The sequence below is a fragment of the Microcoleus vaginatus FACHB-2002 genome (assembly GCF_040004035.1).
Lineage (GTDB): Bacteria > Cyanobacteriota > Cyanobacteriia > Cyanobacteriales > Microcoleaceae > Microcoleus > Microcoleus vaginatus_C.
Map to the genome: position 1 here is coordinate 47,699 of NZ_JAMPLN010000003.1, position 15,181 is coordinate 62,879.

The 15,181-nt window shown below is 45.6% G+C and carries 13 protein-coding genes; 6 read left to right on the top strand and 7 right to left on the bottom strand.

The features are described 5' to 3' along the window. Window positions 1–65: 65 nt before the first annotated feature. Both NDI35_RS03260 and NDI35_RS03265 read right to left on the bottom strand, forming a co-directional pair. Window positions 66–1,367: a glycosyltransferase family 1 protein gene (locus NDI35_RS03260; RefSeq protein WP_445311482.1), complete on the bottom strand. Its 1,302-nt coding sequence runs from the start codon at window positions 1,365–1,367 to the stop codon at window positions 66–68. Window positions 1,368–2,206: 839 nt separating this feature from the next. Next, a complete protein-coding gene (locus NDI35_RS03265) occupies window positions 2,207–3,241 on the bottom strand; it encodes an aldo/keto reductase (RefSeq protein WP_445311483.1) in 1,035 nt (344 codons plus the stop codon). Between the two features lie 421 nt (window positions 3,242–3,662). Between NDI35_RS03265 and NDI35_RS03270 the strand changes: the two genes are divergently transcribed. Then, the gene (locus NDI35_RS03270; RefSeq protein ID WP_333067889.1) at window positions 3,663–4,064 is read left to right on the top strand and encodes a CO2 hydration-associated protein CupS; all 402 of its coding nucleotides are present in this window, start codon (window positions 3,663–3,665) and stop codon (window positions 4,062–4,064) included. 572 nt (window positions 4,065–4,636) lie between these two features. On the opposite strand, the gene NDI35_RS03275 is transcribed toward NDI35_RS03270, so the two are convergent. After that, complete coding sequence (locus NDI35_RS03275) at window positions 4,637–5,260, bottom strand: Uma2 family endonuclease (RefSeq protein WP_445311484.1); 624 nt, start codon at window positions 5,258–5,260, stop codon at window positions 4,637–4,639. A 144-nt stretch (window positions 5,261–5,404) separates the two neighbouring features. Between NDI35_RS03275 and NDI35_RS03280 the strand changes: the two genes are divergently transcribed. The 3 genes from NDI35_RS03280 (at window position 5,405) to NDI35_RS03290 (ending at window position 7,910) form a co-directional block, all read left to right on the top strand. Then, a complete protein-coding gene (locus NDI35_RS03280; RefSeq protein WP_445311485.1) occupies window positions 5,405–5,974 on the top strand; it encodes an HD domain-containing protein in 570 nt (189 codons plus the stop codon). Between the two features lie 50 nt (window positions 5,975–6,024). Further along, the gene (locus tag NDI35_RS03285) at window positions 6,025–7,158 is read left to right on the top strand and encodes an ABC transporter ATP-binding protein (protein WP_445311486.1); all 1,134 of its coding nucleotides are present in this window, start codon (window positions 6,025–6,027) and stop codon (window positions 7,156–7,158) included. Window positions 7,159–7,505: 347 nt separating this feature from the next. After that, on the top strand, window positions 7,506–7,910 hold the full coding sequence (locus NDI35_RS03290) for a hypothetical protein (protein ID WP_333212650.1): 405 nt from the start codon (window positions 7,506–7,508) through the stop codon (window positions 7,908–7,910). A 63-nt stretch (window positions 7,911–7,973) separates the two neighbouring features. Here the strand turns inward: NDI35_RS03290 and NDI35_RS03295 are convergent, their stop codons facing one another. From NDI35_RS03295 to rbfA, 3 genes are all read right to left on the bottom strand, one after another. Next, window positions 7,974–8,207 (bottom strand): DUF4327 family protein, encoded by a 234-nt coding sequence (locus tag NDI35_RS03295; protein WP_333035426.1) that lies wholly within the window; start codon window positions 8,205–8,207, stop codon window positions 7,974–7,976. A gap of 362 nt (window positions 8,208–8,569) precedes the next feature. Continuing rightward, entirely contained in the window at window positions 8,570–10,207 is a 1,638-nt protein-coding gene (locus NDI35_RS03300) for a glycoside hydrolase family 3 protein (protein ID WP_445311487.1), read from the bottom strand. A gap of 83 nt (window positions 10,208–10,290) precedes the next feature. Beyond that, the gene (gene rbfA, locus NDI35_RS03305; protein ID WP_333067905.1) at window positions 10,291–10,734 is read right to left on the bottom strand and encodes a 30S ribosome-binding factor RbfA; all 444 of its coding nucleotides are present in this window, start codon (window positions 10,732–10,734) and stop codon (window positions 10,291–10,293) included. 197 nt (window positions 10,735–10,931) lie between these two features. On the opposite strand from rbfA, the gene NDI35_RS03310 reads away from it, so the two are divergent. Then, complete coding sequence (locus NDI35_RS03310) at window positions 10,932–11,135, top strand: hypothetical protein (RefSeq protein ID WP_445311488.1); 204 nt, start codon at window positions 10,932–10,934, stop codon at window positions 11,133–11,135. Between the two features lie 150 nt (window positions 11,136–11,285). Beyond that, window positions 11,286–11,525, top strand: coding sequence for a regulatory protein SipA (gene sipA / locus NDI35_RS03315; protein WP_333067909.1), 240 nt, complete (start codon window positions 11,286–11,288; stop codon window positions 11,523–11,525). A 234-nt stretch (window positions 11,526–11,759) separates the two neighbouring features. Here the strand turns inward: sipA and NDI35_RS03320 are convergent, their stop codons facing one another. Beyond that, window positions 11,760–15,122, bottom strand: a complete 3,363-nt coding sequence (locus tag NDI35_RS03320; RefSeq protein WP_445311489.1) for an EAL domain-containing protein — start codon at window positions 15,120–15,122, stop codon at window positions 11,760–11,762. Window positions 15,123–15,181: the final 59 nt, after the last annotated feature.

Genomic DNA, 15,181 nt, shown 5'->3' on the forward strand with positions numbered 1-15,181 from the left:
AGGAGTGTTGAGTTTTAAGTTTTGAATCCGTAAAGTGTAACTCTTTAACTTCAGCCTCAACCTTCCTAACTTAAAACTTTCATCCGACCTTCGGCTTTCTGCCTTTTATCGTCGATCGCACTTTCGATCAACCCCAGCATCTCGCCCCAGGTATTGTCCCAAGAATTGTCTGCTAAAAAGGCATCTACTTCACTCAGCCACTGGGTGCGAACGTCCGAACTTTCGCTGAGGATTTCTTGGGCACAAGCAACGAATTCTTCTGAATTGCTAGCAATCCGAACCAAGGCGTTTTCTCCGTAGGGCCGCACCACGTCGCGGATAGGAGTAGAAATCACAGGTTTGCCGGCAGCGAGGTATTCTGGAGTTTTCGTGGGACTAATAAACTTAGTCGATTCGTTAATCGCAAAAGGCAGCATGGCGATATCCCATCCGCCAAGATACGCTGGCAGTTCTTGATAAGATTTGCCGCCGAGATAGTGGATATTTGGGTGAGTTGGCAGAGTTGCCGGATCGATTTTCGCCACCGGGCCAATGATGACTAAATGCCAGTCCGGCCTTGCTTGGGCAATGCCCCCCAGCAGTTCGATATCCATGCGTTCGTCTATGACGCCATAAAATCCCAAACGCGGGTGAGGAATGTCTTTTTGATCCGCTGGTTCTTCTGAAAGATTCCTGGCTGTCGCAAAGTGTTCTTTTTCGATGCTGCTGGGGAAGGCGTGAATGTTTGGGTGCTGGTGCTGTTTGGCTTCGTAAAGGTTGTGTCCCCCGGTAAATACTACGCTGGCGCGCTTTAATAATTGGTTTTCATTGGCTTTTAAATCCGGGTGCGCGCCTTTGAATGCTGACAGTTCATCCATGCAGTCGTAGACTACAGCTAACGGCTTTAAGTGGTTTGTGAAACTGACAGCCATTGGTGTGTAATACCAGAGGATGTACTGGCTAATTTCTGCCGCTCGAAACAAATCATCTAGCATGGCTTGCTGAGCAGTTTGTGCTGTTGCTTCGCTGATTCCTTTGCTCAGGTGCGGTACTATTACCCAGACTCCGCTTTCGTGGATGCTGACATCAAGCCACCAATCTGTAGCTTCGCTCAAAATTGGTTCTTCTACAAAGAAGACGCGACGACTTTTCGCACAGCGACTCAAGAGATGTTGCGGACGCTGATAGACAAAATTCCACCGCAAATGAGACAGGCAAACTAAATCTGGTGCCTCTAAAGCATCAGCTTTTGATAAGTTGGCGCGCAATGCGGGCGAGGGAGCGAATTGAGAGGGGGATTTGGCTGGATCTATAGAGGTAAATCGGATCTCCCATGCTCGACTTTTATTGCTATACTTATTGTTTACTGAGTTTTCTGGGGGCGACATATTAGCCTCTGGAATTTGTCCATGAAAAATTGTCAGTTAAAATTGGTCAATAGGATATCTTTCTCAGCCTTGTCTTACTGAAACTCGCAAGCATAAATCTGAGAACTTTTATTGACGAGCAAGCGCCGCATTCAGTGAGCCAAACAAAGAAACTGTTTAGCTGCGGAAAAAACAGGCTTATCTGCTTTTTTCAGAATTGAAACTTAGAGATAAGTTAATATTGTTAGACTTGCTATTGTTGTTAAATGTAACCCACTTTTTCTACCCTAACTTCTATCTGAAGGATGACTTTTATCTCAGGAGACACCTAGCTTGCAGGCTGGGTTGAAAAGCCGTTAAAATGCCGATCGACCTTGTAAAATGACTCTTAACTGGCAGCTACGGGGTGAAAAAAGAGCGAGTTTTATTGCTTTATTTGAAGATGAGAGAAAATTTGCCATCAAGTTTATGTTGCTTTTTGATTTGACAAACCTTGCTTTTTTTTAACTCATCCGATCGCTAATTTGGTAAATTTGTATCCTAATATACCAAGTTGCGAGGGAGATTTCTGACTTCCGATAGATTAACAATTGACAGTTTATGCAGTGAGGTTAAACTCACCGAAGAGCACCTGTCTCAACAATACCAAAGAAACCAGGCAGCGGCAACGATAAACCTAAGATTTTGCGCGAGTATATGCCAAGAAACCAAGGTGATGACATTTGCGCTGTGGGCGTCCGTTTAGCCTCGCGCCCACAGCACAAATGTCAATCATCCCTCTAAAGGCGCGTTCACCGATATCTGCAATCAAACGCCAAATATCCACGTAAACCCGCCCAGACTAGAAGATAGCAGCAATTTTAAAGTCGGCGGTCAATTTTTGCCATTCCTCCTCCGAAGGCAAAATCTTGCACCGTCGAACTCTTTAAGAAATCGTGGGGAAAACCCAATTCAATTGCACTTACTTTGTCTAACTGCTGCATTTGCTCCGGGGTTAATTCAAACTCCAAACAAGCGAGATTTTCCTGAAGTTGCGAGAGTTTGCGCGAACCCACAATCGGAATAACTTTGACTGGCTGTTGGATCAGCCAATTTAGGGCTACTTGAGAAGCAGGTTTGCCAATTTCGGCTGCTATTTTGCTAACTTCGTCAGCAATTTTGAGGTCTCGTTCGTTAATTTTTCCAGATTCAGGTGAATTAAGCCGTTTAGCTTCGCTGGCGGTTTCTGAAGAGTTGTATTTTCCTGTCAGCAAGCCTGCTGCTAGGGGGCTCCAAGCTGTAATGCCAATATCAAAGGCTTTTGCCATAGGGATCAAGTCCCGTTCAGGAGTTCGCTCTTTTAAAGAATACTCGATTTGCAAGCCGATAAATGGTGTCCAACCCCGCAGATGGGCGATCGTATTTGCTTGAGAAATAATCCAAGCCGGCGTATCGGAAATGCCTATATAAAGAATTTTGCCGGCGCGCACCAAATCGTCAAAAGCGCGCATCACTTCTTCAACGGGTGTGGTAAAATCCCAAGCGTGCAGCCACAACAAATCTATATATTCAACTTGCAATCGCTTCAAGCTTGCTTCTACTGCTTGTACCATATTTTTGCGGTGGTTGCCGAAACCATTGATTTCGCCATTCTTCATGTTGAGGCTATACTTAGTGGCAACTACCCATTTTTCGCGATCGGCTGCGATGAACTCGCCGACATATTTTTCGCTAGTACCGTTGGTGTAGAGATTCGCGGTATCAATGAAATTGCCGCCCGCTTCTGCAAAGGCGTCGAACATTTTCCGGCTTTCGTCGTAGGAGCTCCCCCAACCCCACTCTTCCCCAAAAGTCATGGTTCCGAGGCAGATTTCGGAAACGCGAAGCCCGCTGTGACCTAGTAGTTTGTATCTCATGTCACCCTTCCCCTAGTTAATGGTTGTTAACAGTTTAGATCGGGATTTCCCAAACTGTTGCCATCAGTCGGGGTGGTTGGTTTTATGGCGCCTTAGCGCTGTGCTTAATGTTGAATGTTTTGCCAAGTCAATCAAAATGCGGTAGCAGGGTGATGCTGTCTCGCCCATGCCTTTAGTTTAAAAAGCGCCGCCGTGCGATCGTCTTACTAATGTATTTAGGATTACATCAATAAATTAAAATATAGTAAAAAAACCAAAAACATATCTACCTTTAGATAGGTATTTTATGAAATGAGTTAAATAAAAAATGTTATCTTAAATAATTCAGAAAACCAGACAGAACTAGAGAAAAAATTAATGTAGCTAAATTAACTTTTTAGCGTTATAGTGATTTATAGATTACAAAAACTAGGTGACTCACTTGGCTGATATCGTTGATACCGCCGTTTCGGCTGGATCTTTTACAACCCTAGTTGCTGCTGTCAAAGCTGCTGGTTTAGTAGATACTCTCAAAGGCGCTGGCCCCTTCACAGTTTTTGCGCCTACTGACGAAGCTTTTGCTAAGCTTCCCGCAGGTACTGTAGAAGCACTGCTTAAGGACATTCCTAAGCTCACAAAAATCTTGACTTATCATGTCGTTTCTGGCAAAGTTATGGCCGCTGATGTGGTCAAGCTGAAATCTGCCAAGACAGTTGAAGGTTCAGAAGTGAAAATTGATGCTTCCAATGGCGTCAAAATCAATGATTCTACCGTTACAACAGCCGATGTGGCTGCTGATAATGGCGTCATCCACATTATTGATTCAGTCTTGCTTCCTGCGTAAGCACAGACTTAGATAGCGTAATACTATCTTGAGGGCGGTGGCTGTTGTTAGCCACCGCCCTGTTTTAATTGATAGTTGAGATTTAAATATTTTACACAGCTCAATAATTAAAACTATCGCTTTTTTCTCACTCTAGACGGAGGAAAAGTGAAAATCAGGCTCATCTTCAATTACAGGAATGGCTCCTGGAAACCGATTCATAAGAGTAATTAAGCGATTGAAGCCCACAGAAAGCTCAGGAAGAAGAAATACTTTGAGCAAAAATTGCATTAGTTTAGAAGCCACTCTCATGTTGTACAATTAAACGTAGATTGGTCAGCAAATTTTTCCACCCCCTCTTTAAAATCCCGAAAAAAGTCTTTGACGTTGATTGGAAAAAGCGGAACTTTATATATCGAGCGCGATCGAGTGTATCAATACTTCTTTCGTTACCTGTAGTTTGAGCTCTCTCAAACTCGATTTAAACCCTGCCACATACTCATCAAACCAAGTCTTAATATGAAAATTTTTACCTTAAATTTAATTATTTAATTTAAATTTTAGAGTTTTAATAAATTAGTTAAACACATTCCTCAAGCCAACAATTCACTGACGGCTACGCTAAAACCTGCAAGCACACTTTGAGTGTTAACCACTTCATCCGCATTAAACAACCGCCAGCTTTGCCCTGCATTCACAAATACTAATCTCGTTTCAGGAAATAGCAACCAAACTTCTAAACATCCCGATTCCAAATATTCCTGAGCTTTCGCAAATAACTCTTCGCCACTATCTTCGGGGGAAGCAACTTCCGCTATCAAAGGAAAACTTTGGGAAAATGCTGTAAAATTGCCTGATTCTGGCAGCAGTTCAGGAGTAATATAAGCAACATCGGGACGGCGGCCCCGCTTGCTAGTGCGGCAAAGGATTTCTGTAAGCACTTCTCCTCCCTGTCCGCTGGAGTCTTTATAATTTCCCCAGAAACGGGCTAATTTAGATTGAGCTAGACTGTGCTTGAATGTGATTCCTGTTTTCTCCACTAAGTTGCCGTCAACCCATTCCATTCTATCAGCAGGTTTGACTAAAAAATCTTCAAGAGATATGACTTTTTTAGGCTCAGATTCGTGGGAAATTTCTGGTGTATTTTCTAATTGAGGATGTGATTCTAACTCTGAGTTTGGGTCGGCATTGGGGGGTATAATTATAGTAGCTGTCATGCTCGCAACCTCTGTTTAACTATTATAAGTTTACAAGCGATCGCTCTCGATCGCATTTAATGACATGATTGAAATTGGTAGATTTGGTCTTTTCAACTTAGCCCGACAATTTATATATCATAGCAATTCAGAAAGGTGACTTTCATGATTCTCTCAAACCGTTTTTCTGAAGCCCTCACCTATGCAGCCGAATTGCACGCTACCCAACTTCGCAAAGGTTCGGGCGTTCCCTACATTGCCCATTTGTTGGGCACGGCTAGTATAGCTTTAGAATACGGGGCAAATGAAGATGAGGCGATCGCAGCTTTGCTTCACGATGCGATCGAAGATCAAGGCGGCCCCACCACCCGCGAAGCCATCCGCCGTCGCTTTGGTGATAGCGTCACAGGGATTGTAGACGGCTGTACCGACAGTTACGAGACGCCGAAACCCCCTTGGCGTCAGCGAAAGCAAGCTTATATCGATCGCATTTCTACAGCTTCTGGCTCGGTCAGATTAGTCTCGGCTGCTGATAAACTTTATAATGTTCGATCGATCCTGAAAGATTACCGTCAATTAGGAGATACTGTTTGGGAACGCTTCAAAGGTGGCAAAGATGGTTCTCTCTGGTATTATCGTTCTTTAGTAGAAGCATTCCGCCAAGCTGAGTTAACGCCTATAGTTGAAGAATTAGACCGCACAGTTTTAGAATTGGAACAGTTTTCTGAAGGCTGAAGACTGAAGGTAAAAATCACTAATTATCAATTACCAATTACAGTCACACAATGGCAAATGTTCGCTTAGAAAATATTACCCGACGCTACCAAAACGTCACCGCGATCGAAAACATCAGCTTCAAAATCCCGGACGGGGAATTTTGGGTATTAGTCGGGCCATCCGGCTGCGGTAAATCCACAATTATGCGGACAATTGCAGGTTTAGAAACCGCAACTGCCGGCAATCTTTACATCGGAGATAATTTAGTTAACAACATTCCTGCTAGACAGCGGGATGTAGCAATGGTGTTTCAAAATTACGCGCTTTATCCGCACATGACTGTCGCAGAAAACTTGGCATTTGGATTGCGGATGCGGAATGTTGATCCGACTAAAATTCAAGAACGAGTCGAAACAGTGGCCCGATCGCTTTCGATCGACCATCTCCTCAAGCGTAAGCCCAAACAGCTATCAGGCGGACAGCAGCAGCGGGTAGCACTCGGAAGGGCGATCGCCCGCGAACCGAAAGTATTCCTTTTAGATGAACCGCTTTCTAACCTCGATGCTCAACTGCGAGACGACACTAGAGCCGAACTCAAACAACTGCATCAACGGCTGGGAATTACCACAATTTACGTCACTCACGACCAAGTGGAAGCGATGACTTTAGCTGATAAGATTGTCGTCTTAAATGGGGGAAAAATTCAACAAATAGGAGACCCGCAAAGCATTTATGCCAAACCAGCTAACCGCATGGTGGCCACATTTTTAGGCAATCCCGCCATGAACATTTTCCCTGTAATATATACTAACGAATCCTTTCAAGTTGGAAATCAATATTTACCCTGTCCGCCCTCGATTCAGAAAAAATTGCACGCGAGAGAAGGACAAGGGTTTGATTTGGGCATCCGTCCAGAAAATATAGAAATCTTTACGCCACAAACAGTAGAAGAAGATGATTTGAAAACCGATGTTTGGGCCTTAGAAAAAGTCCCTCTTGATGTAGAGGTAAAAGTAGTGGAACCTCTGGGGCGAGAAACTTTAATTCGGGCGAGTTTGCCGTTGTTGAGCGCTGACACTACTGTACAGTTACAAATACCTGCGAGTGTTCGCTTGCGATCGGGCGATCAACTAACGGTACAGCTTGACTTCGATCGACTATTTATATTTGACCCCTCCACCGGTGAAGCGCTGTATCCTTAACTGGATGGAACAGGACTTATGCACGGGGGGCCAGCAACCAGGTTTTTTTTAGTCACACTGCCTAAGTCCTGTTTAATCTGAAATATCAAATAGACTGAGCCTTCCAGTGGGAAAGTCTCGATTCGTAGTTACAAAAGTTTACACTTGACATTTATTAATTTCCGAAGTAATGATACGATTAGTATTGGCACAACGGCAAAACGTCCCCCAAAAGCTGATATTTCCTGACTCGGGGCGATCGCTACCCAGAAGGCAAGCATCTTCTCCCTAAGAAGCGGCTTTACGCCCCGACTTGGGAGCAACTAGCGAAGCAAAAACTCAAAAAAACGTTCTAGCGGCATTTTTAGATGAATCCCGACAACCTGCCTCAAATGCTGCAAACAGGATTTCACCTAACTTTAGGTGCAACTTCCTTTTTAATTGAGACATTGCAAGATCCCCTGAAGCGAGAAGAAAATCTTGACAAACTGAAGTCAGATTTTGGCCAGCTAGCCGATGAGCTGCTGGAAAAAGGAGAAATGACTGAGCGAGAAGCCCGGAATTTTGTAGATACTATTTTCTCTCAACCGGGCGATCGGGAGAATGCAGACAATGAATCTGTCTCGCCCAAGCAATCAGATGCAGCGACTGATGCTCCTCCCGATTCGGTTGTACAGCCTAACGTAAAGCTAGAGATTCAAGAATTAACTGCACACATGGCAGCGCTGAGGGCCGAGTTGGAAAATTTGCGCGCCGAAAATTCCCAGTATTAAAGAATCAAGAGTCTTTAACACAGCCGGAGTTTACTTGCCAACTTAATTTAAGAGAACCAAAATTTAGTCATTGTCCCATTTTTCAGAGCCTATCAGGTCGGCAATGCGATCGCGCAGCAAGAAGTCGCATTTTTCTAATTCGCACTCTACACAAGCCCATTCCCGGGGCGGAATGAACTGGCACAGGGTATAGATGGGCTGTTGGCGGCTGAGTACGCCTTCATGCACTAGCTGACGCGCTTCATCTTGGATCACATCTAAAGAGTATTGGATTTGGGGAATAGTGGAGTGAATCATAATGCGCCCTCAATGTTTTACTAAAAAATTTTATGGCCCTGGTAATAATATAGTCCAAACTTACGAATATGGAAGTTAAATTTTGTCCGTATCCAGCTATACAATTCACTGCCGTAAATAAAAATAAATTATACGAATCATCAGTAAGTGATGGGATCTGTCTTAGGATATTGATAAACAGCACATTTTCCTGACTAGGAAGCGGATCTGCTGGAAAGCTCAATTCAGAACTTAGGAACCCGCATCGGATTCCCGGTTTCTGGATGCTTTGCCACCAAAGGCAACATTTCTTGCGAGAAACCGGGTTGATGAATTTAAGTCCTGACGGAAACCGCAAAGGAAAGATTTAGGAGTCCGGCAACTCAAGCATTACCAGTTCCGTCAATGCCGAATAGCACTTCTAGAACGAGAGATTGCGCTGCCGGCATTTGCCCAAAACAAAATACATAAGGAATACTCGGAGGCAAGTGTGGCAAAAATTGCTCTAAAACGTAGGGACTGCCGTAAATTAACACAGCTTGCAGTTCTCCCGTTTTTAATAATTTCTTAAACCAATCTTGAGCTGCTTCGGTCAAACCAGCACTGCCTCGGAAGCAATTGCCGCGAATGAAAATTTGCAGCAGTGTCGGAGAAAAATGTTCTGCACCTGTATTATCAGCGATCGCCCCTGTGCGATCGTCAATCAGTTGCAATTCGTAACCAAACTGTTCAGGAAGGGCGATCGCCGGAGTGTGGTTGCCCAAAAACTCGCACCCCAAAACATCATCTACAACAATCAAATTCCGCAAACACTGGTTTTCTGGGGGTTTTGCAACCTGCAAAGGTAGATTGCCACCAAATTTCAAAGAATCTCGCAAAATATCGGTAGCAGTTGCCCTTGCCTGTGGGTTTGCCAGCAAACTTAAGTCGATCGACTCCAGGGATTGTAAATTCTTGCTCCCCCCCTTAGCAAGTTGGGGGGGGTCAGAAATCAACATACCCACCTTTATTTTCGCTTTCCAAATGCGGTTGACAGATGCCTTGATTTGTGATATAGAGAGCCGCCCTTGAGTGACAGCTTCGCAGACAGCGAGAATCGCCCCCTCCGGGTCAAGCGGCATCAGCAAAACATCAGCACCAGCCTCAGCAGCCAAAACAGCAGCTTCATTAGCGCCATACTTATTGGCGATCGCACCCATCACCAAAGCATCCGTCACAATCAAACCTTCAAATCCCAACTCTTCTCGCAGCTTCCCGATCAAAATTTTGCGAGAAAGAGTAGCAGGAAACTCCGCATCCCAAGCCGGAATCAGCAAGTGAGCACTCATCACAGCATCGACCCCAGCAGCCATCGCCTCAACAAAAGGAGGCAACTCAACCTCAGTCAATCTCGCTGGCGAATGTGGCAAAACCGGCAATTCCAAGTGAGAATCAACCGCCGTGTCGCCGTGGCCGGGAAAATGCTTAGCGGTGGTCAAAACGGGGTGTTCACCTGCGCCTCGAATAAAAGCAGCAGCTAATTTTCCGACAATTTCCGGTGTCTCGCCAAAAGCGCGGACATTAATCACAGGATTGTCGGGATTGTTGTTAACATCCACCACTGGTGCGAGAATCCAATTTAGACCAATCGCCCTAGCTTCGATCGCAGTGACAGCGCCCATTTGTTCAGCATATCGATCGGCTTTACCTGCCTCGTGTCGCGCCACTTCAGCAATCGCCATCGGCGGCCCGAACCAAGTCGCCCCCGCGAACCGCTGGCCGACACCTTCCTCAATATCAGCCGCCAGCAGTAGCGGAAACTTTGCCCAAGACTGCAATTGGTGCGATCGAACTGCCAACTCCGCAGCACTTCCCCCGACCAAAATCACCCCGCCGACCCCCAACTTTTCCAGATAATAGCGGAGTTTGCTAGCAGTTGGTTCCCATTCGGGATAGCGAATTTGGTGGTCGAACAAGCAGCCAGAAGCGCGCACCACGAACATCTGGGCCACCAGTTCTGGTAAGGAAAGATTGTCAATCATGGGAAATTAGGAATTGTTGACTGTTGACTGTGGACTGTTGACTGTGGACTGTTGACAGGAAAGCTGTTGACTAACTTCAGACACTAATCCTCGTCTGCTTCTAAATCATCATCATCATCATCATCATTTTCATTGCCCTCGGCCAATTCTTCGTCATCAAACATACCTGGTTTGCGATCTGCAGAAAGCTGATTCAGCAGTATCAGCATTTTATCGCCCCGTTCCAAAGAACGGTCTTCGAGAAAAATCACTTCCGGCGTCCGGCGCAGTTGCAATCGTTGGCCCAACTGACTGCGGACATAGCTAGTAGCAGATTTCAAACCCTCCATAGTTTCAGCCTTCGCCTCATCAGTACCGTAGATGCTGACAAAAATTTTTGTATGCTGAAGGTCTCCCGAAACAATTACATCGGTAACGCTAACCATACCGGCACCTACCCGGTCGTCCTTGATTCCATTCAGCAACATCAGGCTGACTTCCCGTTTAATCATTGAAGCTACACGCTCAATGCGACGACTTGTAGCCATAACACCTACTCCTCTACTTTCCTAATCAGCCATTTTCATCCCGATTGACAATTGTAGCGCGATCGGTCAGGGGTGTTACGGGCGATCGTCCGAGTTAGGGGTGAGATACAGCTTAGAGGAAAAAAATGTTTAATTGCCATAGGCGAATATATAGCTAATATAGAGATGTAGAGTGAGAGACAGCTTAGAGGAAAAAAATGTTTGATTGGATTGTCAAAACCGTAGCCGATGCTTCAGGGATAACTAACCAGCTAAAGATAGCTGAATGGGCAAGATTGAACAGGACTAACCCTTTTGATATGGGAGCCAAAAACTACCAAAGATGTATTCATGACTTAGGGTTAGGGGGAAAATATCATGAACTTGAATATAACGAAGATGGAAGCCTAAAATATCAATAATTTAGCCGTAATTCCCTTGATAACGATCCATGATTCCCCATTTTATTATCCATCCCTAATCAATCAATCAATCAATCAATCAATCAATTAAACAGAAACATTTCTTGTCAAAATTCCTTTATCGCTGTGTTTTTTTAGGAAATAAAACTCATGGAAAAAGAATTTACAATCGGTCAAAAAGTCAGAGTTGTGGCGATGCCGCCTTACGTCAAAACTGCCGAACCGATGCCGATGCTGCGGCCTGCGAATTTAATTGCCATCGGCGCTGAAGGCGTTGTGATCGATCGGCGTCCCGGCAATTATTGGGGAATTCGCTTTGAAAAAGGTGCTTTTCTGTTAGACAGTCAGTACATTGAAGCGGCGGAAACTAATGTAGAAGGTAATGGGTAATGGGTAATGGGGAATGGGAATAGGGAATTGATGTGATATCAAATTCGTTGGTATCAGAATTATTCCTCTCTGTCTTCTGGAGACTCAGCGCCCTCTACGTTCTCTGCATTTAAATCATTCCGAAACAACAGTAAACCCTATGATAAATTAACATTTCCCTTTTCCTTCTTCCCTCAACATCCCTCCCTTAAATCCGTTAAATCCCATTGCTGGCTCGTTGCCAAACTTCCTTCTTCAACAAGCCAGTTTAGCTTCAAAAGCCAAAGAATTAACAGGAAACTCCCCCAAAAATTCCTCTAAAAGAGGAGATGTGAAGTTACAAGGTTGAGGCTTTCCCAAATGATAACCTTGGGCGTAATCTACCCCAAGTTCATTTAGTTTATCCATAATTGTTTGATTTTCAACATACTCGGCAATAGTTTTAATTCCCATGACGTGAGCGATTTTGGTAATAGCTTCCACCATTGCGACATCAATAGGATTATCGACAATATGCTTAATAAAATTGCCGTCTATTTTGAGATAATCAACCGGCAAGCTTTTCAGGTAAGCAAAGGAAGACATCCCGCTGCCGAAGTCGTCCAAGGCAAACTGGCAGCCTAGTTCCTTGAGTTGCCAAATCAAGCTGGCTGCCTTACTGAGATTACCAATGGCAACGGTTTCGGTAATTTCAAAACAAATTATTTGCGGCGGTATTTGATGGATAGAAAACTGCTCCTGAATAAACTCGATAAACTTTTCTTCGTTGAGGCTGTCCCCAGAAAGGTTGATGGAATAAAGGTTGGGATATTTGCCCAATGACGATTGCAGATCAGAAAGAGAGCAAGCAGGGAAGGTAACTATTTTATCGCTGTCTAGCCCAGGGTTTTGGACTAATAAATTGGCCGTGAAAATTTTAGATAAATGGCTAAATAAAGTGCTAATTACCCAGCGGTCGATCGCGTGCATCAAGTTGTAGCGTTCGGCTGCCGGAATAAACGCCATCGGCGACACCAACTCACCAGTTTCCAACTGGAGGCGCAGGAGGATTTCGCAGTGGGTTCCGGTGGTTGGAGAGTTGAGCAAAGGTACGATCGGCTGAGAGTACAAGCAAAAGCGATTCTCTTCTAAAGCTTGATGAATTTGCACCACCCACTCGGTTTCGCCATGCTGTTTGATTAATTCTTGATCGCCGGCTTGATAAACCTGTACCCGGTTGCGACCTTTATTTTTAGCAGCGTAGCAAGCCATATCGACCGCGCTCAAAATCGCAGATGTCGAGGCTGTTTTGGGATTGATTGCTACCAAACCGATACTGACGCCGATCGAAAAAGTTTTATCCTGCCACGCAAAGCGGAATCGCTGAATGCTTCGCAGCAGCGATTCTGCAACATTCAATCCTCGTTCGACGGGACAATGGTACAGGAGTACGGCAAATTCATCGCCACCCAAACGCGCCAAAATATCGGTTTTGCGGATATTGCTTTTAAATAGCTGGCTGACTTGGCGCAGTAGTTCGTCCCCTGCCGCATGACCGCAGGTGTCGTTAACTATTTTGAAGCGATCGAGATCCAGGTAAAGCATCACGTGTTCTTGCCCGTAACCTTGAGCGCCGTGTAGGGCGTGCTCTAACTGGTACTCAAATTCCCGGCGGTTGACTAATTGCGTCAGGGGGTCATGAGTTGCCTGCCAGGTGAGTTGCCGCGCTTGAGTTCGCACTTGCGTGACATCTCGGAACACAACGACGGCCCCGACAATTTCGCCGCTGCTAGCGTGGATGGGGGCGACGCAGTGGTCGATCGCAAATTCGGTGTTGTTGCGGTCAATCAGCAAGCTGTTGTGTCCTTGGTCAACAATCCGACCTTCGCACAAAGCAATTTCGGCGATATTTTCGGTCGGCCGCCTGGTAGTTTCGTCAACTATTCTCAGAACGCTGGCGAGGGGCAAACCCTTAGCTTCCGGGGTAGACCAACCCGTGAGTTGTTCGGCAACTGGATTCAGGGTGGAAATGTAGCCGTCGGCGTCAGTAGTGATGACGCCATCGCCGATCGATTGTAGAGTAACCTGAGCGAGTTCTTTTTCTTCAAAAAATGCTTGTTCCATGCGCTTGCGATCGGTAATATCTCGCTGCACCGACACCCAGTGGGTAACGTTCCCGGAGGTGTCGGCAATGGGTACGCTGTTGAGTTCCACCCAATATGTTGAACCGTCTTTGCGGTAGTTAATCAATTCCAGGCGTAGGGCTTCTCGGCGAGAGAAAGTACGGCGAATTTTAGCGACTTGGGTGGGGTCGCTTTCTGGGCCGCGCAAGCAACTGGGCGTTTGTCCGATGATTTCTTCGGGTAGGTAGCCCGTCATTTGGGTAAAAGCTTCGTTGGCATAAATGATGGTGGGATCGGAGATATCGCTGTCTCCCGCATCCATAATCACGATTGCGTCGTTAGCGTTCACTACAGCAGATTCTAAAAGGTGGAGCCTGGCCTCGGCCCGCACGCGGGTAGCAATTTCGCTTTCTAGTCTGGCGTTAGTCAAGCTGAGGGATGCGATCGCTTTTTCCAATTCCCTAGTCCTTTCTGCCACTGAATCGTGCAAAACATCGATCGCCCCGGACATTTCCATCGGGTCAAGTACGCGCAGTATGTTGGTTTGAGTAACTATTCCCACGAGTTCTCCCTGTTCCCCCGTTACTACCAACCTGCGGACTAAACGCTGGTGCATTTCCTGATGAGCTACCCACAGCGAGTCTTCTTGCTTGAGGCTAAATAAGGGGGTACTCATCACAGTTTGGGCGATCGTTTTCGACAAATCTATATCTAAAGCTTGAAATTCGACAATATCCCGTTCTGTGACTATACCTACTGGAATTGGGAACGGTAAATCCCTCGATAATTCTGTTGATTCCGTAATTACTACGCAGCTAACGCGGTGCTGCGCCATCAACTCGGCTAAACTCCTAACTGACGCGGAGCGAGGTGCTTGAATGACTTGTGCGGTCATTACTTCTTTCACGCGGCGCATTTTTAAGAGATTTGCCGGTTTCAGCATGGCTTGGCGAATGCTTTCCGGGGTAATTACTCCTAAAAGTTGACCTTCACTATCCAATATTGGCAAATGCTTAGTTCTTCGTTGCCCCAGCAGAATTAGGGCGCTGAAAATGTCTTGACTCTCGGATTTTGTCAGAGTTGCTGCAGGCTGCCTCATTACTTCTGCGATGGTGACATCTTTTAAGTTTTTGCCCGAGGCAATCAAATCGACAAGATCCCTTTCGGTGAAGATTCCTTGCAATTGAGAATTTGGACTAGAGTGCGAGGATAATTTTTCTAGGTATTTTTCCACGACAAAGACGCAGATACCTGTCGCGTCTCTGAATGCACTTGATGTGGGGGAATTTGCGATGTCTGTTAGTGGCTGATAGATATCGGTTGGTGGAATGGCTGCGTTTAGAGAGCAACTTCCGCGCCGTTGACCCATCAGGGTAATTACTTCTGCTAGTGGGGTATCGGGCGCAACTGTCAAGGGGTAGCGGTCTATTACTTGAGCTAAGGTTGGCAGATACTTGGAGGAATCGTTTTTGAGCATATTTAATTGAGTTTTGCGATCGCGTGGACTCTGCGACATTCCAAAAAAGTGCTGCTTTCCAAGCACTAGGTGGATTTTTACGGCGCTGCTGAGACCTA